20 protein-coding genes are annotated in these 26,347 nt (G+C 47.6%); 7 read left to right on the top strand and 13 right to left on the bottom strand.

Annotated features, from left to right (window positions below; all coding sequences use genetic code 11):
- On the top strand, positions 1 to 287 hold a 287-nt coding region (locus tag AC2JC8_RS00260; protein WP_484400049.1), incomplete at its 5' end, for a 4a-hydroxytetrahydrobiopterin dehydratase.
- Between the two features lie 25 nt (positions 288 to 312).
- Positions 313 to 1,149, top strand: a complete 837-nt coding sequence (locus AC2JC8_RS00255) for a glutathione S-transferase family protein (RefSeq protein ID WP_484419758.1) — start codon at positions 313 to 315, stop codon at positions 1,147 to 1,149.
- Here the strand turns inward: AC2JC8_RS00255 and clpB are convergent.
- Entirely contained in the window at positions 1,142 to 3,745 is a 2,604-nt protein-coding gene (gene clpB, locus AC2JC8_RS00250) for an ATP-dependent chaperone ClpB (RefSeq protein ID WP_484594021.1), read from the bottom strand. The genes AC2JC8_RS00255 and clpB overlap by 8 nt on opposite strands.
- A gap of 430 nt (positions 3,746 to 4,175) precedes the next feature.
- On the opposite strand from clpB, the gene AC2JC8_RS00245 reads away from it, so the two are divergent.
- Positions 4,176 to 4,376 carry a hypothetical protein gene (locus AC2JC8_RS00245; protein ID WP_255130856.1) on the top strand — a complete coding sequence of 67 codons (201 nt, stop codon included), beginning with the start codon at positions 4,176 to 4,178 and terminating at the stop codon, positions 4,374 to 4,376.
- Positions 4,377 to 4,430: 54 nt separating this feature from the next.
- Here AC2JC8_RS00245 and AC2JC8_RS00240 read toward each other — a convergent pair whose 3' ends face one another.
- The 7 genes from AC2JC8_RS00240 to AC2JC8_RS00210 form a co-directional block, all read right to left on the bottom strand.
- A complete protein-coding gene (locus tag AC2JC8_RS00240; RefSeq protein WP_255130854.1) occupies positions 4,431 to 4,787 on the bottom strand; it encodes a c-type cytochrome in 357 nt (118 codons plus the stop codon).
- A 90-nt stretch (positions 4,788 to 4,877) separates the two neighbouring features.
- A complete protein-coding gene (locus tag AC2JC8_RS00235) occupies positions 4,878 to 5,903 on the bottom strand; it encodes an NAD-dependent epimerase/dehydratase family protein (RefSeq protein WP_484594014.1) in 1,026 nt (341 codons plus the stop codon).
- Positions 5,878 to 6,936 (bottom strand): uroporphyrinogen decarboxylase, encoded by a 1,059-nt coding sequence (gene hemE / locus AC2JC8_RS00230; RefSeq protein WP_255130852.1) that lies wholly within the window; start codon positions 6,934 to 6,936, stop codon positions 5,878 to 5,880. Before hemE ends, AC2JC8_RS00235 begins: the two co-directional genes overlap by 26 nt.
- Positions 6,937 to 6,976: 40 nt before the next feature.
- The gene (gene glgB, locus AC2JC8_RS00225; RefSeq protein WP_484401664.1) at positions 6,977 to 9,283 is read right to left on the bottom strand and encodes a 1,4-alpha-glucan branching protein GlgB; all 2,307 of its coding nucleotides are present in this window, start codon (positions 9,281 to 9,283) and stop codon (positions 6,977 to 6,979) included.
- A 51-nt stretch (positions 9,284 to 9,334) separates the two neighbouring features.
- Complete coding sequence (locus tag AC2JC8_RS00220; protein ID WP_484401658.1) at positions 9,335 to 10,927, bottom strand: CocE/NonD family hydrolase; 1,593 nt, start codon at positions 10,925 to 10,927, stop codon at positions 9,335 to 9,337.
- Positions 10,917 to 11,243 carry a hypothetical protein gene (locus AC2JC8_RS00215; RefSeq protein ID WP_484401660.1) on the bottom strand — a complete coding sequence of 109 codons (327 nt, stop codon included), beginning with the start codon at positions 11,241 to 11,243 and terminating at the stop codon, positions 10,917 to 10,919. Before AC2JC8_RS00215 ends, AC2JC8_RS00220 begins: the two co-directional genes overlap by 11 nt.
- A gap of 64 nt (positions 11,244 to 11,307) precedes the next feature.
- A complete protein-coding gene (locus tag AC2JC8_RS00210; RefSeq protein ID WP_484401662.1) occupies positions 11,308 to 11,778 on the bottom strand; it encodes a Ycf51 family protein in 471 nt (156 codons plus the stop codon).
- 67 nt (positions 11,779 to 11,845) lie between these two features.
- Here AC2JC8_RS00210 and AC2JC8_RS00205 point away from each other — a divergent pair, with 67 nt between their 5' ends.
- The 4 genes from AC2JC8_RS00205 to folB all read left to right on the top strand — a co-directional run bounded on the left by AC2JC8_RS00205 (position 11,846) and on the right by folB (position 18,752).
- A complete protein-coding gene (locus AC2JC8_RS00205; RefSeq protein ID WP_484594013.1) occupies positions 11,846 to 16,048 on the top strand; it encodes a translocation/assembly module TamB domain-containing protein in 4,203 nt (1,400 codons plus the stop codon).
- A gap of 61 nt (positions 16,049 to 16,109) precedes the next feature.
- Entirely contained in the window at positions 16,110 to 17,018 is a 909-nt protein-coding gene (locus AC2JC8_RS00200) for an ROK family protein (protein ID WP_484400254.1), read from the top strand.
- Positions 17,019 to 17,050: 32 nt separating this feature from the next.
- Positions 17,051 to 18,373 carry a glutamate-5-semialdehyde dehydrogenase gene (locus tag AC2JC8_RS00195; protein ID WP_484400256.1) on the top strand — a complete coding sequence of 441 codons (1,323 nt, stop codon included), beginning with the start codon at positions 17,051 to 17,053 and terminating at the stop codon, positions 18,371 to 18,373.
- Positions 18,333 to 18,752: a dihydroneopterin aldolase gene (gene folB, locus AC2JC8_RS00190; protein ID WP_484419754.1), complete on the top strand. Its 420-nt coding sequence runs from the start codon at positions 18,333 to 18,335 to the stop codon at positions 18,750 to 18,752. Before AC2JC8_RS00195 ends, folB begins: the two co-directional genes overlap by 41 nt.
- On the opposite strand, the gene AC2JC8_RS00185 is transcribed toward folB, so the two are convergent.
- From AC2JC8_RS00185 to thrS, 5 genes are all read right to left on the bottom strand, one after another.
- Positions 18,731 to 20,824: a M3 family metallopeptidase gene (locus AC2JC8_RS00185; RefSeq protein WP_484400258.1), complete on the bottom strand. Its 2,094-nt coding sequence runs from the start codon at positions 20,822 to 20,824 to the stop codon at positions 18,731 to 18,733. The two genes, folB and AC2JC8_RS00185, sit on opposite strands and share 22 nt — an antisense overlap.
- Before the next feature lie 3 nt (positions 20,825 to 20,827).
- Positions 20,828 to 22,345: an NAD(P)H-quinone oxidoreductase subunit 4 gene (locus AC2JC8_RS00180; protein WP_484400259.1), complete on the bottom strand. Its 1,518-nt coding sequence runs from the start codon at positions 22,343 to 22,345 to the stop codon at positions 20,828 to 20,830.
- Positions 22,346 to 22,411: 66 nt separating this feature from the next.
- Positions 22,412 to 23,389, bottom strand: coding sequence for a homoserine kinase (gene thrB / locus AC2JC8_RS00175; RefSeq protein ID WP_484400260.1), 978 nt, complete (start codon positions 23,387 to 23,389; stop codon positions 22,412 to 22,414).
- A gap of 13 nt (positions 23,390 to 23,402) precedes the next feature.
- The gene (gene glk, locus AC2JC8_RS00170; protein ID WP_484594012.1) at positions 23,403 to 24,437 is read right to left on the bottom strand and encodes a glucokinase; all 1,035 of its coding nucleotides are present in this window, start codon (positions 24,435 to 24,437) and stop codon (positions 23,403 to 23,405) included.
- 65 nt (positions 24,438 to 24,502) lie between these two features.
- On the bottom strand, positions 24,503 to 26,302 hold the full coding sequence (thrS, locus tag AC2JC8_RS00165; protein ID WP_484400263.1) for a threonine--tRNA ligase: 1,800 nt from the start codon (positions 26,300 to 26,302) through the stop codon (positions 24,503 to 24,505).
- Between the last annotated feature and the right edge of the window lie 45 nt (positions 26,303 to 26,347).

The raw sequence follows: 26,347 nt of genomic DNA, 5'->3' as shown, positions 1-26,347 counted from the left end.
TCATGGCTGCCACTTTATTGCTTGCTTCAGAAATTGAGCAACTAGCAAGCTTATTGCCCGATTGGGAATTTCTTGATGGCAAGCTAAAGAGGCAATGGCGATTCAATGATTTTCCTCAAGCATTTGCTTTTATGGTGAGAGTAGCTTTTATAGCTGAAACTATGGGCCATCACCCTAATTGGAGTAATTCATGGAATTTAGTAACTATTGAACTTGTCACCCATGACCTAGGCGGGTTAACAAATCTTGATATTAAGTTAGCACAGCAGATCAATTGTTGTGTATGATTAAACTAACTACAAAAAATTGAAAATGAACCAGGCGAGTAATCAGTTGGAATTGCTCAATGCTGCTTCCTCCTATTACTCCATGGTGGCAAGACTTGCATTGGTTGAGGCTGATATACCATTTTATAATCACATGTTAGATATTCACTTTGCAAAGCAACAGTTGAGTGATAGATATCGTGAATTAAATCCTCAGATGACTGTCCCTACTTTGCGTGCTGAAAATCTTTTGCTAACAAGCAGTAAGGATATTTTGCAATGGGCCGCCTGCCAAGCTGGTTCTAGTTGGATGGATTCTGATATAAGTTTAACCCTTTTAATTAATGAATTGGTTTCTAATCATTATTTAATTTCAATTGAAGACCTTACTTTTGGGAAATGGCTTTCTAGTAACAAGCTTTTGGCATTTGTTTTTCCTCGAATGCTTGCATCAATAGTTAAGCGCTTGGAGAATCAATTGGAATCGGTTGATTCACTTTCTCCAGTGGATATTATTGCGCTAAAAAATAAGGCTCAACTAAATCGTTCAAGGCTTGCCTACTTCACGGAGGGCTCCCAAAAACAAAAATTAGAAGATATGAGGCTGAAGTGGAGTAATTATTTACATACTATTCCATTGATTGAATCCAATCAATTCATATTTGGCGACCGTTTTAGTAGTATTGATGTGGTGCTAGCAGTTTTATTTGCTCGTCTTACTATGATTAATGAAACCAGTTTAATTGATAGGCCAGACCTCCAGAATTGGTGGGGTAGAGTGCAACTTCGCGGCAGTTTACGCGTGGCAGATTTATGGATGCGTATGCAACGCCGCCGTTTACTGCTAACTGCATGGAAAGCTCGGAATACAGTTGTTAATTAAATATCAATTTATTATTTTCCTTGCTTACATTTACTTCACTTCCAGAGCAATAGCGGCCAGCTAATATTAATTTAGCAATTTGTGTTTCCAGCTCTTTTTGAATTGCACGCTTTATTGGCCTTGCCCCATACACTGGATCGTACCCAGCGGTTGCAATTAAATCTAGAGCGTCATTGCTTATGTTAAGGGTTATTTTTTGCTCTTCTAATCTTTTAGACAATCTTTCTATTTGTAGGCCAACAATTTCGCGTAATTCATCAGCTTTTAAGCTGTGAAAAATAATTGTCTCATCTAATCGATTTAAAAATTCGGGTTTAAAATGAGAACGCAATACTTCATTAACGCTTCCTTCCATTTCAACATGTCGGCTATCATCTCCGCCTAATTCTATGATTGATTGGCTGCCAATATTACTAGTAAGAATTAGCACGGTATTTGTAAAATCAACTGTACGCCCCTGGCTATCTGTAGCACGGCCATCATCAAGAATTTGAAGCATTACATTGAATACATCGGGATGTGCTTTTTCTACCTCATCAAAAAGTATCACAGCATATGGTCTGCGCCGCACTGCCTCTGTAAGTTGTCCGCCATCCTCAAATCCCACATAACCTGGAGGGGCACCAATCAGTCTAGATACGGAATGTTTCTCCATATATTCACTCATATCTATACGAACCATCGCATCTTCACTATCAAATAATTCAGATGCCAATGCTTTACCTAATTCTGTTTTACCCACCCCGGTTGGTCCAAGAAATAGGAAGCTAGCAATGGGCCGATTCGGATCCGATAGCCCAGCCCTTGAGCGTTGTATCGCATCAGCTACAGCGGTAACCGCTTGGCCTTGTCCAATTATGCGTTTATGTAATTCAGATTCTAATTCTAATAATTTTGTCATTTCTGATTTTGCTAATTTACTAACGGGAATACCAGTCCACTTTGCAATTACTTCAGCTATATCATCTTCTGTAACCTCCTCCCGCAGCAATTGTTGGCCAGGTTTTGCGCTGCTGCTATCCGCACTACCTAATTCGTTTTCCCTTAGCACTAGTTTTTTATTTAACTCCGCCAAAGTTCCATATTCCAGCGCTGCCGCTTTATTGAGGTCGTAGCTGCGTTTGGCTTGCTCTACTTGGAGTGTTATTTGCTCAATTTCTTCTTTCAATGCTTGGAGGTCGTCGATTGCGCTTTTTTCTTTTTGCCATTGGGCATTTAGGCTGCTTTGTTCCTCATTAAATTCAGCTAATTCTCTTTGAATGCGTTCTAATCTATCCTTGCTAGCAGTGTCTGATTCACGTCCAAGTGAGAGTTTCTCCATTTCTAATTGTAATATTTTTCGGTCTATCTCATCAATTGCCTCTGGCTTAGAGGTGATTTCCATCTTTAATCGAGCAGCTGATTCATCAACTAAATCGATTGCTTTATCCGGTAGGAAGCGATCAGCAATATAACGACTACTAAGTACTGCTGCTGCAACAAGGGCCGTATCAGCAATTCTTACGCCATGGTGCACTTCATAGCGTTCTTTTAAGCCACGTAGTATTGAGATTGTATCTTCAACAGTTGGTTGGTCAACAAAAACTTGTTGAAAACGTCTCTCTAGAGCTGGATCTTTTTCAATATGTTTGCGATGTTCATCAAGAGTAGTAGCTCCGATGCATCTAAGTTCTCCACGGGCTAACATTGGTTTTAATAAATTGCTTGCATCCATAGCGCCACCGGAAGCTCCAGCACCCACTACGGTATGAATTTCATCAATAAATAGTATTATTTGCCCCTCGCTAGTTGTTACTTCCTTTAGAACTGCTTTTAATCGTTCTTCAAATTCTCCTCGATATTTAGCACCAGCGATTAAGGCTCCCATATCTAGTGATATCAATTGTCTGTTTTGTAGTGCTGCTGGCACATCACCATTAACAATTCGCTGTGCTAGGCCCTCAACTATTGCTGTTTTACCAACTCCTGGCTCACCAATTAATACTGGATTATTTTTTGTACGCCTTGATAATATTTGAATAGTGCGTCTAATTTCTTCGTCTCTACCAATTACAGGATCTAATTTTCCTTGCCGAGCAGCAGCTGTTAAATCGCGTCCGTATTTCTCAAGCGATTCATAGGTTCCTTCTGGATTTTGGTGTGTTACCCGTTGGCTGCCTCTTATCGCTTTGATGGCATCGCGCAGTTTATTTTCATTTAGATTTGCTGCTTGAAGCAGCTGCTTACCACAACGTTCATCTATGCCAAGCGCAAGTAGCAGATGTTCAATTGATATAAAACTATCTTCCAATTCTTTCTTAACTCCTTCAGATCGATCTAGTAGTGTTTGCATTCCTTTGCCTATAAATACACTCTCTGGGGCTGCGCCTAAACTTGGTTGACGTTGAATAAATTGTTCCACCTCTATTGTTAGCTTTGATGTGTCCACACTTGCTTTTTCAAGGATCCTCACTGTTAGGCCTTGGTTTTGCTGTAGCAGGGCAAGAAATAGATGCTCAGTTTCAAGCTGTTGTTGCTTTTTTGCTTGTGCTATCGCCTGGGCAGACACAATGGCGGCCCAGGCCTGTTCTGTGAATTGTTCAGCGGTTGGTTGGATCACGATCAAGCTTTTAATTTCTAATCAAACTATGCGATGTTGCTTTTTTCTTTGTACGGTGTACCCACCTAGGGTGTGGTTATCCGATCAAATTGCTGGTTTGATCTCTTTGTAATTACAAAACTTTAATGGGCATCCGTTTTCCCCATAGTCCGCATCGTATTGAGATAGACACCCCCGCGCATTTTTTCCAGCCACCTCTTCGGGTTTCAAATACTTAGGTTGGGCGTATTCCATTCCCCACGGCACCAGCCATTTGCAGCCCCTTTCCGTTAGCCCCTTGCGCGGAGCACCCATTGTTTGCTGAGCTTGTATTGGTGCTGAAATTAATAGGGGTAATCCCAGCAGCAGCAAAACTATTTTGAGGCTTTCTGATTTAAAGCGCATTACTGATTCCAAAACACTTGTGTTCTAGCGCTAAAATTTCCACATGGAAACCTTTGAATCGTTGCTGCCAACTCTTGCTACTGAAGCTAAAAGCTATGGCAGTGATGACTTAGAGAGAAGCTGCTGGCTCGCTGTGCACCGTCATACACACGGAGTTCTTCCCAGTGAATATGATATCCGTGAGATTCCCGAGGATTTATACCTTAAGTTATTAGCTTATTGCAGAGAGATCAATATTCAATAAAAAACCAGCTACATAAGTAGCTGGTTTTTTGATGCAATTTAATTTGCCTTTTGTTTATGCCCAGCCTTTAGAAGACATGTCTTCTACATAGGAGGCAACATCAGCAATGTCTGTTTCTGATAATTTGCCACCAAAAGCTGGCATTGCATTTTTGCCATTTGTAACTTGATAAGCGATAGCTGTTTCATGGCCAGCGCTGTAGTCGGCGAGGTAGGCATCCAATGCCTCAGCCTTAAGTGTGCGTTCGCCGTTAACCACATTGCCGCCCCCCATGTGGCAAGCCACACAGTTAGCGGAAAAGACCTGGGCGCCATGGGCTACATCCGCTGCATAGGCGGGTGCTGTGCCAACGGCGAGGCTGCCGAAGAGGAATGCAAAACAGAGGGCCACTAGGCCAATCAGGCGACGCATAAGCGCAAAAAATTTTCTCAATCAACCTAGTAAGCAAACGCCCACCTTTAGCTGCTCTGAAATGGTTTGACATGTAAGTGGCCGAGCACTTCAGTGCACTGGGCCCCTTCGCGGTAGTTCGGCAGCTTCAAAAGCAGCCTCCAGGCTTGCGCTTTCGGATTGAAGCCCAAATCTTTCTGGTGGACTGATCGGTTGGTGTACAAAATGTCTTTGCTTGATGCTGAAGCGATCCCAGGCGGTTATTTCCAGCGGTAACACCTTGATCAGGGCTTCAATTAACCAGCCCCAAAGCGGAATGCCGGGAGGGCGCCACATACCTCGCCAGCGGCATAGTTGCGCCACAGCAGCATCAATTGTTGTAGCTGGTTGACCAAGTACCAAGCGACGCACAGCTCCCTGGCCTGGTTCTTGATTTTTTTGATGCGGTGTGAGGCTGAGGTGGCAACAAACTTTGGCGATATCTGCTGCATGGATGAAGTGAAAGCTTGAATCAGCCCTTAGCCAACGGGCTAGCCACAGCCAGTTGATTGCTTCTCCAAGGCCTGAGCTGAGATAACTGCTAGGGAAATTTCCCTTTCCATCCACTTGGCCGCCAAAGACAAGGGTTGGAAATACAGCAATTATTTTGTTTGCCAGCGGGTGGTTTTCGAGTTGAAGCAAGCATTGCGCTTTTGTTTGGATATATTCGGTGCCAAATTTCTCCGCTTCCGGCAGCAATTGCAATTCGCGATTCAAAATGCTGGCTGTGGAAAAGTAAATTATTTGCTCGAGTTGAGTTGGATCAAAACGCTGCAGTAGTTCTTTTACGGCAACCACATTCACCTGATGAGCTCTGAGGGGATCCCCCCAAGCAGTGGCGGTGTGAATTACGCGATTTACTGTTTTTAGGATCTGATCATGGCCTGATTGATCGCGTAAATCGCTTACCAGAAGCGTTATGCGTGGATGCTGCTGAGGAACAGCCTTTAATTTGCTCGGATCCCTTAACCACAGGATAAGTTCAGCATCAGAGTGATGAAATAGTTGGGCACTGATGTATTGCCCAACGCAGCCGCTGGCACCGGTGATAAGAATTCTTGCAGGGCTCACTTCAGCCCACCGTGCCCATAAGTTCATTCACCCGCTTGCCTGTTTCAAAGAAAACCCTCGCATTCTCCTCTGGGGTGCCGGGCAGAATTCCATGGCCAAGATTAAGGATGTGCCGGCGTCCCCTAGCTTTTCGCACCGTGTCGATAATCCGATGGCGTATTGCTTCAGGGGTGCCAAACAGGAGGCCAGGATCAACATTGCCCTGAATTCCCACATGGTGGGGTAAGCGTTTGCAGCCATCTGCCATATCAACACTCCAATCGAGGGAGATGAAATCAACTCCGGTTGCTGCCATACGCTCCAAAACTCCAGCCCCTCCAGAGATGTAGAGGATTAACGGAGTTTCTGGATGTTTCGCGCGTACCTGATCAATAACCCGTTTTTGGTAAGGAGCTGCGAAGGTGTCGTAATCCATGGGGCTTAACTGACCAGCCCAGGAATCAAATAACTGAACAACCTGAGCGCCAGAATCAATTTGATAATTCACATAGGTGGCAATGCTGTCTGCGAAATGGGCTAACAGCCGATGCATTAATTGCGGTTCGCGAAAGGCCATCGCCTTGATCACCGCATAATCTTTGCTGCTCTTACCCTCAACGGCGTAGGCAGCCAAGGTCCATGGAGCGCCAACAAAACCCAGCACTGCAGCGGCTGAGCCAACGTTTTCTCTCAATCGTGTTAGCACCTCCCCTACAAAACCAAGGCTGCTGGCGGGATCTAAAGCACGTAGTGCCTCCACTTGAGCAAGGCTGCGAATCGGTGGATCAATAATTGGCCCCTTGCTTTCGATGATGTCAAAGTTGATGCCCATCCCGGGCAGCGGGGTGAGAATATCTGAAAAAAGGATCACCCCATCAGGCTGAAAAGCCTGGAAAGGTTGCATCGAAATCTCATAAGAGAGATCTGGATTCTCTGAGCGTTCGCGGAAGGAAGGATGGCGATCACGTAAATCGCGGTACACCTTCATATATCGGCCTGCTTGACGCATCATCCATACAGGCGGACGTTCCACCTGCTCGCCTCGGGCAGCGCGGAGCAGCAGGGGAAGGGTGTCGCTCATAGAAAAGAAGAATGCTTAGCCGCCGACGCTACCCGACCAATCAGCTCTGCTTCATGTTTTCTTCATGGATTGCCGCAGGTGGCAGGCGGCTGGGGTCGAGTTTGAATACCAAGGAACTCAGTGGGGGTAAGCAAAGCTCCAAGGATTGTTCATAGCCATGCATGGCGTTGCCAGCGCTGAATTTACCGCCCAAATTGCCCTGATTTGAACCGCCGTAGCGAGAGCTATCGCTGTTGAAAGCTTCTTGATAGAAACCAGCAACTGGAACGCCGATGCGGTAATTGCCATGGCATTCAGGGGTGAAATTACACACCACCACAACCCAATTCCCTTCTTTTTCGTCACGACGCATATAGCTCACAACGCTGTGGTTGTTGTCGTCGCAATCGATCCACTGAAACCCATAGTTTGCGAAATCACTACGCCAAAGGGCCGGCTCTGATTTGTAATAACTATTCAGATCATCCACCAAATTTAGGAGGCCTTGATGGGCTGGGAATTGCAATTTGTCCCATTCCAAATCGCCCCATACATTCCATTCTCCTCGCTGGCCAAATTCCATCCCCATAAAGATAGTTTTCTTGCCTGGATGGGTCCACATAAATGTTAATAGAGCTCGCACATTTGCAAATTTTAAATCATCGCTTCCCGGCATTTTGTGAAGCAAGTGGCTCTTGCCATGCACCACTTCATCGTGACTCAAGGCCAACATGAAATTTTCAGTGTATTGGTAGCAGATTGAAAAAGTAATGTTGTTTTGATGAAATTGACGGAACCAATGATCAAGTTCGAAATAATCGAGCATGTCGTGCATCCAGCCCATATTCCATTTGAGGTTGAAACCCAATCCCCCTACGTGGGTTGGTTGGGTAACCATGGGCCATGTTGTGGATTCCTCGGCGATTGCTAAAGCACCAGGAAAGTAGTGAAATAATAATGAGTTTGCCTGTTGCATAAAACGCACTGCTTCAAGATTTTCTCTCCCACCGTGCTCATTGGGAAGCCATTCGCCATCGGGCCTCAGGTAATCTCGATATAACATAGATGCAACTGCATCTACTCGGATGCCATCGATATGAAATTCTTCAAACCAGAAGAGAAGATTTGAAACTAAGAAATTCCGTACTTCATTACGACTGTAATTAAATATTAATGTACCCCATTCTTTGTGCTCGCCAATTCTTGAATCACCATGTTCGTAAAGATGGCTTCCATCAAAGAAAGCAAGACCATGGGCATCTTTTGGAAAATGACCCGGCACCCAATCAAGAATTATGCCAATTCCTTCACTATGGCAGCGATCAACAAATTCTTTGAATTCATTTAGGGGGCCAAAACGACTAGTAGGTGCATAAAAGCCAGTTACTTGGTAACCCCATGAACCATCAAAGGGATGTTCTGCAATAGGCATTAATTCAATATGGGTAAAGCCTCTAGCCTTCACATAAGGGATTACACGATCAGCTAATTCGGGATAGGTGAGTAAGCGAGCGCCCGGTTTAAGGTCTGCCGCTGGCACGGGTGTTCGTGCTGCACCATCGGTATCGATGTAAGGCTGATCAAAACTGCCGTGCATCCAGCTGCCCAGATGCATTTCATAAACTGAAACCGGTTGATCCAATGGATTGCGGCTATCCCGTTGTTGCAACCAAGCGGTATCAGCCCATTCGTAACTGTTTAGATCAGCCACCAGCGAGGCTTGCAGTGGCCTCACCTCATGCTGAAAACCATAGGGGTCTGCTTTTTCGTAGCAGTGGCCGTCTTGGGTGCGTACTTCGTATTTGTAACGCTGGCCCACACCAATTCCTGGCACAAACAGTTCCCAACTGCCGCCTAAACGTTGCTGCATCGGCAGATTTCTGCCATCCCAGCCTGAGCAATCACCAATGAGCGCAACGCTACGGGCGCTTGGCGCCCATACGCAGAACTGCACCCCAGCCACCCCTTGCTGCACCACGGGATGAGCACCCATGCGGCGCCAAATGTGGTGGTGATTGCCTTCCGAAAACAGATGGCGATCCATTTCTCCCATCCATTCCTCACGGAAGGCGTAGGGATCGTGTTGTTCGTGCGTAATACCGGCGCGATCAATCTTGAGCCTGTAACTGCTGCCGGGGTTTTGCTCGAGGACTTGTTCAAAAAGCCAGGGATGATGGGGGCTCTCCATAGCCAATTCCTGGCCCTGATTCAACAGCCACACTCTGTTTGCATCGGGCAGCCACGCTCTTACCACCCAGCTCCCATTGGCTAAGGGTTGGGGGCCGAGTACCGCATAGGGGTGATCGTGGCAGCAGGTAGCTAAGCGTTCGCCATCGCCGTGCATCCAATCCAGGGTTTCCACAACCATCGCGGCCCAATACATCGCTGAGCGGGAGCCTAAACGCACCTGAGGCCATGGCTACCCCATGGCTAGCAGCTCCAAACCACTTCCAGCTAGTTGCAGCTGAATTCGAATGCTGGAGTGAGATGGTCCAACGGGCCCAGGAGCCCAGTGCCCATCACCACGATTCACACTGATGTGGGGCCAGGCGGCACCTGCAATGCTCAATCGCAACCTATCCCCGACTTGCAGGCTGGCCAGCAAGGGTTGAAATTGCAGCTTGCGAGGTAAAAGTTGCTTGCAGTGTTCCCCCAGTTGCCTCAAAACGCCAGTGCTGAGAACAAGAACTTCAGAACCCTGTTGGCGCACTACCGCTAAATTTGCACAAAGATCAAAGCCGGGCTGATCAGCAGCTACAAGGGCTATTAATTGTGGTTTACCCCAAATTTCAAGTGCTTCTAATAGGGGGGGGCTGGTAAAACAAACAACATCGGCCCTTGCATCCAGAGCACTTCTTTCCTGCATACCAGCATCTGCTCCGAGATGACCTCCACAGCCAGGTACTGGCCGCCAAGGATCATGAACCCAATAAACCTGCCCATAACCCTGTTCTTGCGCCAACAACAAGCCTTCATTGCTGCGGCTGGCAGCAAGGCCGCCACTGCTTAAACCCCATTGCAGCTTGCCTGGATTTTGAGGATCCCTTTGACGCCATTCCTTAGCCAAAAGATCAAAGGCAAGGCACGGTTCCGGTTCTGCCTCAGGAGCTCGATCGCGTAGATGTTGATCAAAAAATGAAAGTTGCCATTCGTCTACACCGCCACAGGCGCTGGCCCCTTGATTAGTACTGCCTACCTTGCGATCCCAGGCCAAATGACTCCATGGGCCGATGCGAATTAGCGGATTTGCCCCGGCTTGTTTGCTTTTTGTCCATAAGGAAAGACCGCCCTCCAAGTAAGGGTCATGCCACCCTTGGCACAGCAACAATGGCCGCTCCAAAACAGCAGCTGTGAGCTTTTGGTTGGGCCATTGCTCCTGAGCTTGCGGATTTAGCTCCAGCCAAGCCAGCACAGGATTGTTTGGGTTTGTATGGCGCAGTATTTCGAGTCCGTCAAATAAGAAAGTGCCGCTTTGTAGGCTTTTATAAATAAGTTGCCAGTCTTCATTCCTGCCACTGCGGCGGCAGTGTTCTGCCGCCAATTGCAGCCCCCAGCCCACATTGTTTGCCCATAGATGGGCGCCACCTTCAGTGGCCATATGAAGCCGTTCATCCCAGCCCGTCATGGCAGGAGCCATGGCATCAGCTGGATCACCGAGTAGTTGCGTTAGGCCTTGATAACTGAAGCCATAGCTACCTACCCGGCCATTGCACAGGCGGTGTGCCCTCAAGGCCGAGATGCTGTCGGCGCCATCATTTACTTCTTGACTAAAGCCTTGAAAAACGCCTTCGGATTCAGCGCATCCCCTCACATCCTGAATAAGCACCAAATATCCCTGCTGGGCATACCAACTGGGATGGGCATAAACAACTGTTGAAGCAAGGCGATGGCCATAGGGTTGCCGCATTATTAGGGCCGGCCAGGGACCACCCCCCCCCGGTTGCCAAAGTTCACCTTTCAGTAAGCATCCATCCCGCATTGGAATGGATAGAGGTGTCACGTCAACGGACATCTGGGCAATACATACCCACTACATAGGTGGTGAGAATTTCGGCGTCAAGGGTGCTCAACCCCTGGCTGCTCGCAGTAGTGCGCACGGCAGCGGGTCCATGGGCTTTTTGCCCACCGGCATTGAGTCTGCGGAAATCACCGCAAAGCTGTTGAGCTAATTGTTTATTTTGTTTTACAGATTCCAGCAGCGGGCTAGCACCGGCAAAAGCGGCATTTAAGCCATGGGCTAGAACCAACCCAGCCAAAGCTGTCAAAAGTCGATTTGGCAATAGATGTTTTGGCAATAGATGTTTTGGTAATAGGCGTTGCGAAAACATTGCAGCCTATGGGGAAGATTTTTTATTTCAGTTCCAGAAGCGTTCCCCATGGGCTCAGCAAGTGTCAGTTCCCTGTCTGGGTAACTAGACCGCTTTTTAAATCGCGGATTGCTTCTCCAAGGATCACGGGTTTACTGCTGCCATCTGCTTGTTCCTCCAATTGTCGCAATTTCACGCGTACAAAGCCATCAGGGCTGCTGCGACCACTGCCGCGGAGGTTGCCTGCCAGTTGCTCCAAGGTTGGCTGCACTGCTGAAATTGGGAAGTTTGCGCCTGCTGCGGCAACAATTAAATCCGTGCCGTTGTCAAATACAACTGGCACATACAGGGCACCTTCCACCTTCAAGCGCGGGTTGTAGCTGATGGCAAATGCTGCGCAGCCCGCCGCCAATAACAAAGTGAAACTGGTGAACCCCACCAATCGGAATCGAAATTCCCAGCCCTTCCAAAACCCGAGCACAGTTATCAAGGCGAGTAAGGCGGCGGAGATGCCTATCCACGCCCCTGCTTTAAGAAGCAGTGGATCAGCGGCCATCGATTGGTATGAAGCAAACCTTGTTAAACCCTATATTGCGCCAAACCTGGACGAAATCGCCGCCGCTATGGGGGGATTGATCCAGCAGCGATTTTTGTTACCCCTCAGCTTGTTGGGGTTACTCAGCATCAGTGGCTGCGGAACTTGGCATTTGCCAATCGACTCACAATCGACTGCTTGGCATCGTCAGTTAGAGAATTGGTTGGAACGGGGCCTCGCTCACCCCGTGGAGTTGGGCGGATTTCAAGGTTTCAGCCACCACGGCTTGGCATTTGCAGCCACAAAAGTAAATCCCACCCCATCGGATCCCTCATCGTTGAGGGCTAAACAGCTTTTCCTATTGCCGGATCTTGTTAGCAGCCTGCAGCAACGCCAGTTGGTTTTGCGCATTGGTTTAAAGGGATTTGAGGCTCGCATTATTAAAAACAGCACAGGACAGTTTTGGAAATTTCCTCGAGGAAAAGGCAAAGCACCTCGCTTGTTTCTGCAACTCAATCTGCTGGATTCAGCAACTTTGCGGGTTAATAATGGAGAGGTTTGGCGTTTCAACCAAGGCCAATTAGATCTCGATTTGCCTAATCGCAAACTTGATTTTCAAGCACTTTTAAAACCTGAATTAGCAGTAAGTTCGTCTCGATTGGTGCTCAGAAACCACTGGGGCGAGGGCGGTAATTTGCGAATTCAACTCGCTCTTCAAAAACTGCCACTTAGAAGCGTTGCTCGATTCCTTCCTCGGCCTATAAATGGAAAATTAGAAGGTGTTGCTTCCGGACTGCTGCAATTAAATCGTCGAGAGGGTAGGTGGCAATCTTGGGGCCCCCTACGAATTGAAAATTTTGCTTTTAATAGCCCTAAGCCTTTGCATTTTAAGGGCCTAAAAGTAATTTTTTCAGGCGAGCAACTTATGCTTGCTCCAAGCCGCTGGCGTTGGGCTGAACAAAGTGGCGACCTAGCTGCTTTTGCAAGCTGGAAGGGCTTTAAAAAATTTAAACTTTCTCTTGTAGGTAATCTTGTAGCCCGTGGCGCAGTCCCCAGGCTTAAGGCCACAGCTGAGCTGGAAGGGGCAGGAACTGATTGGCGCATGCGTAGCTTTTCTGTAAACGGCAAGAGCATTAAGGGGCAGGGGGCTATGAACTCAACGAATTGGTGGGTTTCTGCGCCCACAATTTCTTGGCGTAATTCTCAAACAAACCTCCGGGCCAATCTTTTAGCTAGTGGCAGTAATCGAGGCGAATGGCGTTTGGAGCGGCTGGCGGGAAATTTTATAATCGATTCAGTGCAATTAGCTAAACCTCTTGACGGCAACTACCGCTGGTTGAATAAAAGTTTAATTGTGCAAGCAGACGGACCACTGCAGCTAAATGCTTCCTGGCAGCCAAAACCAGGGCTCCCCCTCGGAGAGGGAGAAATAACTGGCTTAATAACTAGCAAGCGCTTGAATTTAAAACAATTGAAGCTCGACCAACCTCTGCGTGGTTGGTTAGTTGCAAATGCAGAGATCAGAGGAACTCTGCAAAAACCCTTGTTTCAAGGTGATATTTATCTGGAGGATCTTGGTTATGGCCCTTTGGGTATGCCCGGGATCTGGCAAGGCAAATGGCAGAGCAATAATTTCAGGCTTCAATCCAATTTTTGGCTTAAATCCAATGGGGGGATGATCTCAGCTCAATTGCAAGGCAATAAGTTGAGCAGTTTGAACTGGCGCCAAGCAGCTGGCAATTTAACGCTGGCAGCTAATGCAAACGGTTATCACTGGAACGCCCAAAAATTGAATTTAGCTCCCTTGCAATTACAACTAGAAGGCCGCAAGAAACTGCCATTAAATGGATACATATCCGGAAATGGCAGCGCTGCTCTTAAACCCTTTGGCATTTCAGGAACAGCTACCTTGCAGCAGCCAGGCCTCGGGCCCTGGCGCGGCAAAAGCATGGAAATAAGCGGTCAATTTCGCAGTCCTGGATACGCCTTGAAAGCGAAGTTGGCTCCTGGTGATGGGAGCGAGGTGAGGCTAAGTGCCAAGGGCGCAATTGCTGGCCAGTTGGATCTGCAGGCAAGTGGTTGGCGTTTACAGCCAAGAAATATCTGGCAGTTGCTGCAAAGCATGGGTGGGCCAATTCCCGAACCCAGCAGTGGCAAAGCCGCTGACCTATTTGGCTTAGTAATTAGCGATTTAGGCAAAGGCTTGGATGCCCAACTGCAACAACTGCGAACAGCTGAAATCGAACTTGAGGCAACGCGGCTAAGTTCATCAAATAAGAACAGAAGTAGCCCAGAAAACCTTCGAGGTCTTTTTGATGCGGAGCTCAATTTGCGCGGGCCAAGGCTTGATCAACTAACAATTGCGGCGGCTGCCCGGGGGCAGATTTGGCTAGAAGGCCAATTCGCAGATAAAGCGCTGAACCTGAGGCCCTTTGTGGCCACTCTGCAAGGTCCCCTCAGGCAAATCTCAGATGTTGAAGGTAAGGGCAAATTTAGCTTCAGCGGATTGCCACTTGGCTTGCTTGCGCTTCTTACTCCAGTGCCCCCAGGTTTGCGGGGGGCGTTGGGGGGCACTGGGAAATGGCGTTCAGGGAAAAAGGATCCCCAGATTCAAGTTGAGCTCGCTTTAGAGGAGGGGTTTATCCGAGATCAACCTCTAAAACTGGAGCGCGGGGCGATTCAATTAAACAAAGATGCGCTTGATTTGGATATTGCCCTAATAGGCGGTGCGGCTAGTAGCAGCATTGATCTGAGCGGGCGCCTGCCCCTAGATAAAGCAAAAGAAGGCCTGGAATTGCGTTTATCCAGCCGCAACGACGGCTTGATTTTCCTTGCGGCGCTAGTGCGTAGCAGCGTGGAATGGCGACAAGGATCCGCAGATCTTCAATTGTTGGTGCGTGGTAGCCGCGAAAAACCGATTGCCAACGGCTTTGTGCGCCTGCGGGAAGCGGAGGTTCGTTTTGCAGGTCAAACCCTAAGTAATTTACAGGCAGCCTTATTTTTTGATTTTAAACGCTTGGTTTTTGAGGAATTCAGCGCCTCAATTGGTAACGGCAGCATCGAGGCAAAGGGAAGCTTGCCTTTTGTTTCTCAACCTGATCCAAATAATAATCAAGAGGTGAGATTTAAGCTTAATAATGTGCCCATCCAGCAAGCAAACCTGCGGCTTCGCAGTGACGGTGAGCTTTTACTGAGCGGCAGCTTGCTGAAGCCTTTAGTGGGTGGTGAAATCAGCATCAGCAATGGAAGATTGCAATTGGGGGCCACTCAATTAAGGCAAAAAGGAACAAATAAAATCCCACTTGATTTGCGCTTACCAGAAACCAACTGGCAATTCCAGCAGCCTCTTGTGCTGTTGGGCCCCACGGTGGAATCCAGCTCTGGCCTAGCTCTTCGACAGTCAATCCCCGCAATTAAAATTGTGAGGCTCAAGGATTTGCGCCTTAATCTGGGGCCTGATTTACGTATCACAGCACAGCCAGTAGCTGATTTCAGCCTGGCTGGATTAGTTACGCTAAATGGATCTTTGGGGCCTGATATTCAACTTTCCGGTGTGGTGCGATTGCTGCAGGGGAGAGTGAATGTTTTTACCAGCAGCTTGCGGCTTGATAACAACAGCCCAAACGTAGCTGTCTTTACCCCATCGCTTGGCTTGATTCCGTATTTGGATTTAGCTCTTACCTCCCGGGTGTCTGATCAAGTACGCAGTGGCGAAAGAGCTGGGCTGCAAAGTGGTGATCAATTGCAAGGCAACTTTTCCAATCTCGATCGCTTGAATCTCGTAAAAGTAGTTGTGCGAGTTTCAGGGCCTGCCGATCGCATTGGAGATAACCTCGAATTGCGCAGTGTTCCACCCATACCGCGGGAGCGCTTGATTGCACTACTTGGAGGTAACTCCTTAGCTGGATTATCCGGTGGCGATGCTGGCACTGCGCTGGTTACGGTGCTGGGGCAAACCCTACTAACACCAGTTGTTGGTGGATTTTCTGAATTGCTTGGCCAAAGGCTAAATGTGGCCCTATATCCCGCTTACTTAGACCCTTATGTAACAAATTCCAGTAGTTCCAGCAGTAGTAATCGGCGTGTGCCTTCGAAGCTTGTGCTGGGATCTGAGGTGGGGCTTGATATCACCGAAAAGCTAAGTCTTTCAATACTTGCAGCCCCTAATCGCAGTGATATTCCCCCAGAAGCCACCTTGCGATTTCAAGCTACAGACAACTTGGGCCTACAGGGTTCATTTGATCAGCAGGGCCGTTGGCAAAGCCAAATTCAACTATTTTTCCGGTTTTAGGATTTGAATCAAGATATAAGTTGCATACTATAAGTTGCAGAAACGATGCTTTTTGTGGATTTTGGATCAGCCTGGTGAGCTAATCGGCATCGATGTGGGGGGAACCGGTTTGAAAGCAGGGAGGTTTAACTACGCAGGCGAACTATTAGCTGAGCTAAATCAACCAACCCCAACGCCAGCTTCTCCTCAAAGCGTATGTGAAAGTCTGATCAAAATAGTTGAGCGGATAGATCCTGAAAATAAGGCGAGCGCTATAGGGGTGGGTATCCCTGGACCTATTGATCGCTCTGGCCGAATAGCGCGGCTATGTATCAATTTGCCTGGATGGGAAAATGTACCTCTAGCAGATTGGCTCGAGCAAAAATTAAAAAGACCAGTAGTGCTTGGTAACGACGGAAATTGCGCTGTTTATGGTGAGCATTGGAAGGGGGCAGGTGAAGGCCTTCAAGACCTTGTGTTGCTCACCTTGGGCACAGGTGTTGGGGGTGGAGTGATCATTGCTGGGGAATTATTTTTGGGTTGCAATGGAGCGGCGGTTGAGCCTGGTTTAATTGGAATTGATCCCTATGGACCGGCCTGTAACAGCGGTAATAACGGTTCTTTAGAGAGCTTTTGCAGTATTTCCGCTCTTACCACTGCTGCAGGCTGCAGTCCGTTGGAGCTATCGCAAAGGGCTGCAGCAGGAGATCAAGTTGCGTTAGCCGCTTGGGAAAGCTATGGGCTTTTGTTGGGTTGTGGCGTTAGTTCATTGATCTATTGCTTTACCCCGCAGCGCTTTCTTTTGGGCGGTGGCATCAGTGCTGCCTTTCCCTATTTCGCACCAGCTTTGCGGGCGGAGGTTGAAAGGCGCGTGCTAGCTCCAAGCCGGCAGGATCTTGAAATAATGGCCGCAGCGCTTGGCAACGGGGCGGGCCGTCTTGGGGCGGCGCGGCTTGCACTTGAGAAACTTGGTGGCTCTTTACAGGGATGATATTTGCATAAACGAGCTCCTTCTAAAAAGTTATGTCTGCTGCGGTAAAAAACCCTGTGCCAAATCCAAGCCCCGAACTAACTGCTAGGGCAACAGGCCTGAGGCGCCATGCCTTAAATCTTGCTCAATGCAGCAATGCTGAAAGAAGGCAAGCCTTGCTCGCCATGGCTGATTCATTAAACAAGCAGCGCGAATTAATCCTTGCTGCAAATCAAGCAGATCTGGAATTAGCAGTAAAAAATCAGTTGGCATCAGCCCTTGAAGCAAGGTTAAAGCTTGATGCAGCGAAGCTTGACGGGGCAATTGCTGGGGTGAGGCAACTGGCGCAACTGGCAGACCCTCTCGGCTGCCGCCAAATGCATCGTGAACTTGATTCTGGCCTGATTTTGGAGCGAGTAAGCGTCCCTTTAGGGGTTGTGGGGGTAATTTTTGAAGCCAGACCTGATGCTGTAATACAAATTGCGGCTCTAGCGATTCGTTCAGGAAATGGGGCAATCCTTAAAGGCGGTAGAGAAGCTAGCGGCAGTTGCATTGCAATCATGCAGGCGCTTCAAGCGGGTTTGGGAAATTCCATGGTTCATCCCGATGTGCTGACACTTCTCACTAGTAGGGAAGAAAGCCTTTCATTATTAAAATTAGATGGCTTAGTTGATCTAATTATTCCGCGTGGATCCAATGAATTAGTGCGTTTCATTCAAGACAACACACGCATACCGGTGCTGGGTCATGCAGATGGGATTTGTCATTTATACATCGATAAAAATATTGATCTTGATGAAGCCGTTGCGATCACCTTAGATAGCAAGATTCAATATCCAGCAGCCTGCAATGCCCTTGAAACATTGCTGATTCATAAGGATGTGGCAGCAGCATTTCTTGCCGCAGCTGTACCGGCACTAACAGCTGCTGGTGTGGAGTTGCGAGGGGATTCAGAAGCGCAATTACATGGAGTTTTAATAGCTGCTAAGGAGGAGGATTGGTGTACTGAATATTTAGATCTAATCCTTGCAATCAAGGTGGTAATTGATCTTGAATCGGCAATTGACCACATACAGCGTTATGGCTCTCGCCACACAGATGCCATTTGTAGCAGTGATTTAGATGCTGCTGAACAATTTCTCGCCAAGGTTGATAGTGCTGGGGTGTATCACAATTGCTCCACCCGTTTTGCCGATGGCTTCCGCTATGGCTTTGGCGCTGAGGTGGGAATAAGTACCCAAACAATGCCTCCCCGCGGGCCTGTGGGCTTAGAAGGTTTGGTTACCTATCGATACCGGTTAAGGGGCACTGGCCAGGTGGTAAAAACTTATTCCAGTGGCGCAGCAAGCTTTAGCCACAAAGATCTGCCACTTTAATGCTATGCAATCTGCAATTATAATTAGACAATTAAAGCTTTGGGCTCATGTGGGTGTTTTGAATTGGGAGCGAGAATTTGGTCAATGGTTTGAATTGGATATATGGCTTTACTATGATCTTAGTAGTGCTGCATCAACAGATCAAATTGAACATACAATTAATTATGCTGATGTTATTATTACAATCCGTAATTTGAGTGAATTGATCAACTGTAGTACTATTGAATATTTTTCAGAACAAATTTTTGAGGTTTTAGAAGCAAAATTTGGCATATTTCCAATGGAACTTGAATTAAAAAAATGTGATGCACCAATTCCTGCATTTAGTGGTGTGGTTTCTGTAAAGCGATCCCGCAATCAATTCAAAAGCCCAGAATGACGCAACAGCGCTTGAGCTGAGGGGGCCCGCCCGCGAAATGCTTCAAATATTTGCTGGGGGGATTCACTGCCTCCAAGGCTTAATACTGTTGCCCTAAAACGTTGCCCCATTTCTTGCACAGCCAATTCATCATCCAAACCAGCTTCTTCAAAGGCCGCAAATGCATCTGCGCTTAATACTTCAGCCCATTTATAGCTGTAATAACCGGCTGAATATCCGCCCGCAAATATATGACTAAAACTGCAAAGCAAAGAATCTTCCTCCAGTAGCGGAAGAACGCTGGTTGTTTTGGCAATTTCCCGTCTCATTTGTTCTGGGCTTATTCCAGATTCAAGATGCCAATTGGCATGAAGTTGAAGATCTGTAAGGGCAAGATGCACTTGCCTAAGGGTATTTGCCCCAGCCATAAAATTTCGGGCCAATAAAAGCTTTGTATGCTCCTCTTCAGGTAAGGGCTCGCCGCTTTTCCAATGCCGAGCTATGGAAGTAAGAGTTTTTTTGTCGTAACACCAATTTTCCATGAATTGGCTTGGCAATTCAACAGCATCCCACTCAACTCCATTAATTCCAGCGGCCTCAGGTTGTTCAATTCTTGTTAGCATGTGTTGCAAACCATGGCCAAATTCGTGAAATAGTGTTTCCACTTCACTAAAAGTCATCAGGCTTGGTGTATCACCTAGCGGCGGACTTTGGTTGCAAATTAGGTATGCCACGGGCAGCACTAGCTGCCCGTTATTCATGCGATGGCGACCTAAGCACTCATCCATCCAAGCTCCCCCGCGCTTTGATCCAGGTCTGCTGTAGGGGTCGAGATAAAAAGATGCTAAAAGTTCGTTTGATATTTTTTCGTAAATCTTGAAGTAACGCACGTCAGAGTGCCAAATTGGAGCACCGCCATCGGCTGCTTCGATACGTATCGAAAAGAGTCGTTCGCAGAGAGAAAATAAACCATCTAACACCTGAGGCAATGGAAACCAGGGTCTTAATGATTCACTGTCTAGATTGAATCTCTGCAAACGTAATTTTTCGGCCCAAAAACTCACATCCCAGGGTTGCAAATCGGTTGCTTCCGGTGCCATATCGCGCAGATCATCCAATTCCTTGATACAAGATGTAAAACTAGGGGAGCGCAAATCTTCTAAAAGAGTTTCCACTGCAAGTACAGAGGGTGCCATTTTGCTGGCAAGGCTAATTTCCGCCCAATTTTTGTAACCGAGCAGAGCTGCTTTCTTTTGACGTAATTGCAGAATTTTAGTTACTAATATCTGATTATTGTTTGGTTCAATAGACGCTCTTGTGATGAAGGCTTTATATAATTGTTCCCTCAGCTGTCTCGATTCACTGAATTGCATGAAGGGGCCGTAGCGAGGTTGATCCAGGCCCAGCAACCAAGGCCCAGTTTCAGCACATGCTTTTGGATGATCTTTCTGCTGTGCGGCATGGGCCAGAAGCTCGCGCAAACTCTGCGGACATCCCGCCATTTGAACCTCTTCTGTGATCAAAAGATTCCAATCTGCGGTGGCATCAAGCACGTTGTTGCTAAAGCTGGTGGCAAGGGCGCTCAACTCTTCATTGAGTTGGTTGAAAATTGATTGATCTTCAACAGATAAACCAACACCTCTTAAGCGCATGGCGAGAAGCTCAGCTTGCAGGATGCGGTTTTGGCATTTACCCAAGCCAGCAGCTTGAGATTCAAGGGCCTCTAAAGCTTCGTAAATCGCTTTGGATTGAGAGATTCTGCTAGTAAATTTAACAACCGCCGCTTGTTGCTTTTGGTGCGCCTCTCTTAGCTCAGGGTTATTGCAAACTCCTAGCAAATGATTAACAACGCCCCAGCTCCACCTGAGCCGTTCACCTATCTGTTGCAATGGTTGCAGCACTTCATCCCATTGGGGCGGAATGCCAAGTTTTGCTTGGCTGCGAAGGCTACATTCAATTATCGCCAGCTCTTTTTCAAGCTGATTCAGCAGATCGGGTATCGCCTGATTAACTGCCTCGCCATCGATGGCATTGAATTGAGGTATACCAACACCATTGAGTAGTTCTTTGTAGGGGGATAAGGCTTCAGGCATCGATTAACCAATTGCAGGAAGCATTTCTAATACAGCTATTAAGGTGCTGTGGATCTGAGCAGCAACTGTATCGGTGGTTGCGTCATAGATGCCACTGGCAAGACGGGGCCAAAATCCAATCATTAAAGTTGGCACCACAAGCACAAGTGCGATTGTTAATTCCCTGGGATTCATATCTCCTAATGTTGCAAGGGCTGGTATCCGCGGGCCAAAGAATACTCTCCTGCACATACTAAGTAAGTACATAGGTGTTAAAATTAAACCTACGGCAGCTAATATTATGGTTATAACTCTAAAGCCAATCGTAAAACTTTCATTGCTGGTAATTCCAAGAAATACGGTGATTTCACTTACGAAACCACTCATTCCAGGAAGTGCCAATGAGGCAAGACAAGTTATAACGAACATTGCAAATGTAACTGGTAAAACCTTTGCTAATCCTCCCATGTTCGGAATGGATAACGTTTTGGTTCGCTCGTAAAATACGCCAGTCACAAAGAATAAGCCAGCAGCTATTAAACCATGGCTAATCATCTGAAGCATTGCACCATTAAGGCCTAGATCATTAACGGCCGCCAGTCCTAGCAGCACGAAACCCATGTGACTTACTGAGCTGCAGGCAATACGTCTTTTTACGTTATCTTGACCAAATGCATTTAAGGCGCCATAAACAATATTTACGATCCCAAGCACCATTAATGCAGGAGCAAGTTTTAAGTGTGCTTCTGGAAGCATTTGCACATTAAATCTCAAAAGTGCATAACCACCCATTTTTAATAATACGCCCGCTAGTAGCATCGAAACAGGTGCACTTGCCTCGCCATGGGCATCGGGTAGCCAGGTATGAAGTGGAAACATAGGCAATTTTACGCCAAAACCTATCAAGAAACCTAAATAACATAATAAACCAAATGTTCCGCTATAGCTGCGTTCAGATAATTCCTGAAGGTTTAACGTAAAGCCTTCACCGTGAAAGGCGAGTGCAAGGCCGCTTATCAGAATTAATAGGGAGGCAGTTGCGGTGTATAAAATGAATTTTGTTGCAGCATATTGGCGTTTTTGTCCGCCCCAAATTGCAATCAGTAAATATACAGGAACCAGTTCAAGCTCCCAAGCTAGAAAAAATAGAAGAAGATCTTGCGAAAGGAATACAACCCCCTGAGCTGAAGCCTGAGCTAATAAAAGCGCGAAATAAAGCCTTGGCTTTAATTCAATCTTCCAACTCGCAGCCACGGTAAGCATTGTTACGAGGCCGCTAAGCAGCACGAGTGGGGCTGAAATTCCATCGGCGGCCAAGGACCATTGCAACCCCATTGCTGGTAGCCAGTTGATGCGTTCAACCAGCTGCAGGCTGCCCAGGCTTGGATCGAAGTGACGCCAAAACGTCCAGATCATCAATCCGAGATCAATAAGCAGGGTGCCGAGTGCTACCCAACGACAGCTTTTCTGCCAGCCAGCTGGCAATACAGCCAAAAAAAGCACCCCTACAAGAGGCAGCAATACAATGAGGCTCAATTCCAATTTTTGCCACCAGCTCCGGGCAGCAGCCAACCTATCAGTTTACTGCCACCACCTGAGTAGTTTTACCTAGCTACTTGGTGCTGCTTTGCTCCAATTGCTGCCTCCTTTTTGCAGCTGCAAGATTTCACTCCTCACGCCAACTCCTTTTCCCTCCCAACTCATTGCCATAGCCGCCGCTACAAGTTGTGCTTTATCAACGGGGCACAGCGCTAACAAGCTTGGCCCTGCCCCGCTGATTACGCAGCCCCAGGCTCCCGCTTGCATTGCCGCCCGCCTCACTTCAGTACCTCCTTGAATTAATGGCCAGCGATACGGTTCATGCAGGCGATCATGCATCCCATCTGCAATTAGATCTCCATTGCCGCTGCGTAACCCCTGAAGCAACAAAGTTAGGGAACCTAAATTTGATACCGCATCAGCGATACCGATTTGTTTAGGCATCGCCCTACGGGCATCAGCTGTTGATAGGCGAATTGTTGGAATTGCGATAACCGCCTGAACTGTTGGATGCCATTCGCATCTCACTACTCGCCAACGATGGGAGGCGGCTCTTGCTGTTAGACACAAGCCCCCCAGTAACGAAGGCACCACGTTGTCTGGATGGCCTTCAATATCAATTGCTAGTTCAAGCAGTTTTTCCTTGCCTAGGGGTTCACCCATCAGCGCATTTGCCCCCATCAAGCCCGCCACAATTGCGGTGGCACTGCTGCCTAGCCCCCTGGCCGGGGGGACTGCTAAGTGAACTCTTGCTTCAAGAGCCATAGGTTCCATGCCTACCTCTCGCCATACCCGCTGGGCAGAGCGGTATACAAGATTGTCTGGCCCCCCCCTGAGGTGGGACCCATCGCTACTTTCAATAATTAGTTCAAAATGGGTGCCGCCCCCATCCAGCACAGTGAGCTGAAATCGGTTGCCCAGTTCCACGGCTGCACCAAGGCAGTCGAAACCAGGGCCAAGATTGGCCGTGGTAGCTGGAACATTAACCATCACTGCTTCCCCAACTTTGGGTTGGGTTGGCGCTGCCTTATGGCCGCCCGCCTCCATGGCGATTCCTCTGCTAACGGCACTCTGCCAGCACTCGAGCCCGGCATGCAGCACTAAATAAACCAGCGTCGCTATCAACTAGTGCCTTTACAGGCAGATTGCCAACAAATTCACTGAACCTGCCCTTCTTGGCCATCGAGCCAAGGAACGCTTCAGATTGCAGCCCCTGCAGTTGTTTATTCGCTGTACCACCCCCCACCCACAAGCCACCGCTAGCCATTTCGTGTACTGCCAGATCGCCAGCGGCAGAGCCATAGGCACCAAGCCATATTTCTTGAGCTTTGCTTGCTAGTGGTGCCCCATTGGCGGCATGTGTTGCCACTAATGCAGGCAGATCAGGCCTTCCAGGGTCGCTTGGGGAAAGCTCCTTCCAGGCTTTGGCGGCTTCTGATAAGAAATATTGTTCCTCTGCTCCCCCGCAATGCTCAAGCCATAAATAGATAAGCCCAAGGCCTGTGCCGCTCACAATGCGTTCGACAGAAAGGCGTTCGAGCTTTAATTCTTTGCGTAACCAACCCACCAAGAGCAATTCATCCGCGTTGCGAGGCGCAAATTCCCTGTGGCCCCCCTCGCTGGGGAGAGATAACAATCTTCCTTGAAATTTGATACCTCGTGCCATGCCAAGGCCCGTACCCGCTCCGATTATTGCGATTGGTCCCGCGGGGTCTGGTGTACCAGCCTGGATTAAAACTTCTTGTTCACTACTGAGATGGGGTAACCCATAAACCAAAACAGCAAAGTCATTTACTAATTCAAGCTTTTGGCCGCAACTGCTAACCAATTCTTTTTCATCGATAATCCAGTCGAGATTTGTTATCACCGCTTTACCGTTGCGAACAGGTCCGGCAACTGCAATACAACCTGCCTCCACACTCATTCCGCTTTGAAGTTGATCACTAAGAAATTTTTTCAACATCGGCCCTAAATTGGGCCATTCAGCTGAAATAAAGCGCTCCCGCGCAACACATGTGAGTGAACTTCCACTCGCTTCGTAAATGGCAAGAAGGGTTTTTGTACCGCCAAGATCTCCGGCCAGTAAAAGGGTCATTAAATCTGGGGGGAAAGCATCTGCAGGCTGGCAATAATTAGGCCATTTGCCAACCTAGGAAAAGCTTAAGGAGTTAGATCAGGCCGCCGCAATTGATTTGCTTCTATCGCTGCTTTTAAGAGATCTTGTTTTGGAATACTGCCCATGTCCCCCTGCCTACGGCTTCGCAAACTAAGGCTATTTTGCTCTGCTTCTTTACTGCCTATTACTGCAAGTATAGGAATCTTTTGTTGCTCACCATTGCGTATCAGTTTGGCTAGTCTTTCACCACTGCGATCAATAGTGCAGCGAATTCCGTTACTATGCAATTCCGACTGAAGCGATTCTGCATAAACCATTACCTCATCAGTAACAGGTAACAAGCGAAGCTGCTCAGGGGCAAGCCAAAAAGGAAAGTCACCCGCATAGTTCTCCGTCATAATGCCAAAAAATCTTTCTAAGGATCCAAATATTGCTCTATGGATCATGATTGGCTGTTTGCGGCTGCCATCTGCTGCTACATATTCTAAGTTAAATCTCTCTGGCAAATTAAAATCAAGTTGAATCGTGGAACACTGCCACATTCTACCGATAGCATCTTCTATTTTTAGATCAATTTTAGGGCCATAAAATGCACCGCCCCCCTCGTCTATTTTATAGCTCCAGCCCTTGCGATTAAGAGCTTCGATAAGGCCGTTCGTAGCAAGTTCCCAAGCAGCATCCTCACCTATTGATTTCAGCGGCCTTGTGGACAGGTTGATTTCATATTTAGTGAAATCAAACGTAGATAGAATCAGCTCCGTAAGATCTAGTATTTTCAAAATTTCGTCTCCAATCTGCTCCGGTAAGCAAAAAATATGAGCATCATCTTGAGTGAAGCCACGCACTCTCATAAGCCCATGCATTACCCCGGGGCGTTCATAGCGATATACCGTGCCAAGCTCGGCCCAGCGGATAGGCAATTCTCTGTAGCTTCTTAATTTGTTTGCATATGTAAGAACATGAAAAGGGCAATTCATTGGCTTTAATTGATATTCACGTTCATCTACTTGCATGGGGCCAAACATGCTTTCAGCGTAGAAATCAAGATGGCCGGATGTTTTCCAGAGGTTTATATCAGCAACATGGGGGGTGTAGAGCAATTCATAGCCAGCATCAAAGTGTGCGGCTCGCCAATAATCTTCAATAAGTAATCGCATCCTCGCCCCTCGGGGATGCCAAAAAACAAGGCCAGCACCTGCTTCATCTTCAATAGAAAAAAGTTCTAAATCTTTGCCAATGCGTCGATGGTCGCGGCGTAGAGCTTCCTGTTTACGTCTTTGGTATTCAGCTAATTGTTCTGCAGATGCCCAGGCTGTGCCGTAGATACGCTGCAACTGAGCCCTTTTCTCATCGCCACGCCAGTAGGAACCAGCAACACTTTCCAGTTCAAAAGCTTTTGCGTTTAATTGGCCCGTATTTTCTACATGGGGACCGGCGCAAAGATCCCACCATGTTTCGCCAAGGGTGTAGATGGTGATGGGTTCCTGCAGCCCGGCAAGAATTTCTAATTTGTATGGTTCATTGTTAGCAATGATTTTCGCCTGTGCTTCAGCCCTTGTTACCTCGATGCGTTGGAGCGGTAAACGTCTGCCAATTATTTTTGCCATCTCTTTTTTGATCGCCTTTAAATCGGCCTCAGTGAACGGAGCTGGGTTATCAAAATCGTAATAAAATCCAGTTTCAGTCCACGGTCCAATCGTTACTTTTGCGGCTGGAAACAGATGCTGAACAGCCATCGCCATCACATGGCTCATGGAATGACGGATCCTCAGCAACTCTGGATCTTCACTAGTTTTTGGCAGGTTGAGGGGAACTTGAATCTCCGTGGTTAATTCCTGCACCAATTAAGCTCCGGCAACTTTGATCCTACGCATTCAAATCCATAGCCT

The organism is Synechococcus sp. (assembly GCF_982614295.1).
Note: the sequence above shows the minus strand (reverse complement) of the source record. Positions and strands in the feature narration are given on the sequence as shown.

Bases quoted from the DNA above. Each gene is read 5' to 3' on its own strand.
- glgB (WP_484401664.1), bottom strand. From the start codon at position 9,283: ATGGTTGTGGAAACCCTGGATTGGATGCACGGCGATGGCGAACGCTTA.
- AC2JC8_RS00245 (WP_255130856.1), top strand. From the start codon at position 4,176: ATGGAAACCTTTGAATCGTTGCTGCCAACTCTTGCTACTGAAGCTAAA.
- AC2JC8_RS00210 (WP_484401662.1), bottom strand. From the start codon at position 11,778: ATGGCCGCTGATCCACTGCTTCTTAAAGCAGGGGCGTGGATAGGCATC.
- AC2JC8_RS00220 (WP_484401658.1), bottom strand. From the start codon at position 10,927: ATGTCCGTTGACGTGACACCTCTATCCATTCCAATGCGGGATGGATGC.
- AC2JC8_RS00240 (WP_255130854.1), bottom strand. From the start codon at position 4,787: ATGCGTCGCCTGATTGGCCTAGTGGCCCTCTGTTTTGCATTCCTCTTC.
- AC2JC8_RS00195 (WP_484400256.1), top strand. From the start codon at position 17,051: ATGTCTGCTGCGGTAAAAAACCCTGTGCCAAATCCAAGCCCCGAACTA.
- AC2JC8_RS00235 (WP_484594014.1), bottom strand. From the start codon at position 5,903: ATGAACTTATGGGCACGGTGGGCTGAAGTGAGCCCTGCAAGAATTCTT.
- AC2JC8_RS00215 (WP_484401660.1), bottom strand. From the start codon at position 11,243: ATGTTTTCGCAACGCCTATTACCAAAACATCTATTGCCAAAACATCTA.
- AC2JC8_RS00255 (WP_484419758.1), top strand. From the start codon at position 313: ATGAACCAGGCGAGTAATCAGTTGGAATTGCTCAATGCTGCTTCCTCC.
- thrB (WP_484400260.1), bottom strand. From the start codon at position 23,389: ATGGAGGCGGGCGGCCATAAGGCAGCGCCAACCCAACCCAAAGTTGGG.
- AC2JC8_RS00205 (WP_484594013.1), top strand. From the start codon at position 11,846: ATGGGGGGATTGATCCAGCAGCGATTTTTGTTACCCCTCAGCTTGTTG.
- AC2JC8_RS00185 (WP_484400258.1), bottom strand. From the start codon at position 20,824: ATGCCTGAAGCCTTATCCCCCTACAAAGAACTACTCAATGGTGTTGGT.
- hemE (WP_255130852.1), bottom strand. From the start codon at position 6,936: ATGAGCGACACCCTTCCCCTGCTGCTCCGCGCTGCCCGAGGCGAGCAG.
- glk (WP_484594012.1), bottom strand. From the start codon at position 24,437: ATGACCCTTTTACTGGCCGGAGATCTTGGCGGTACAAAAACCCTTCTT.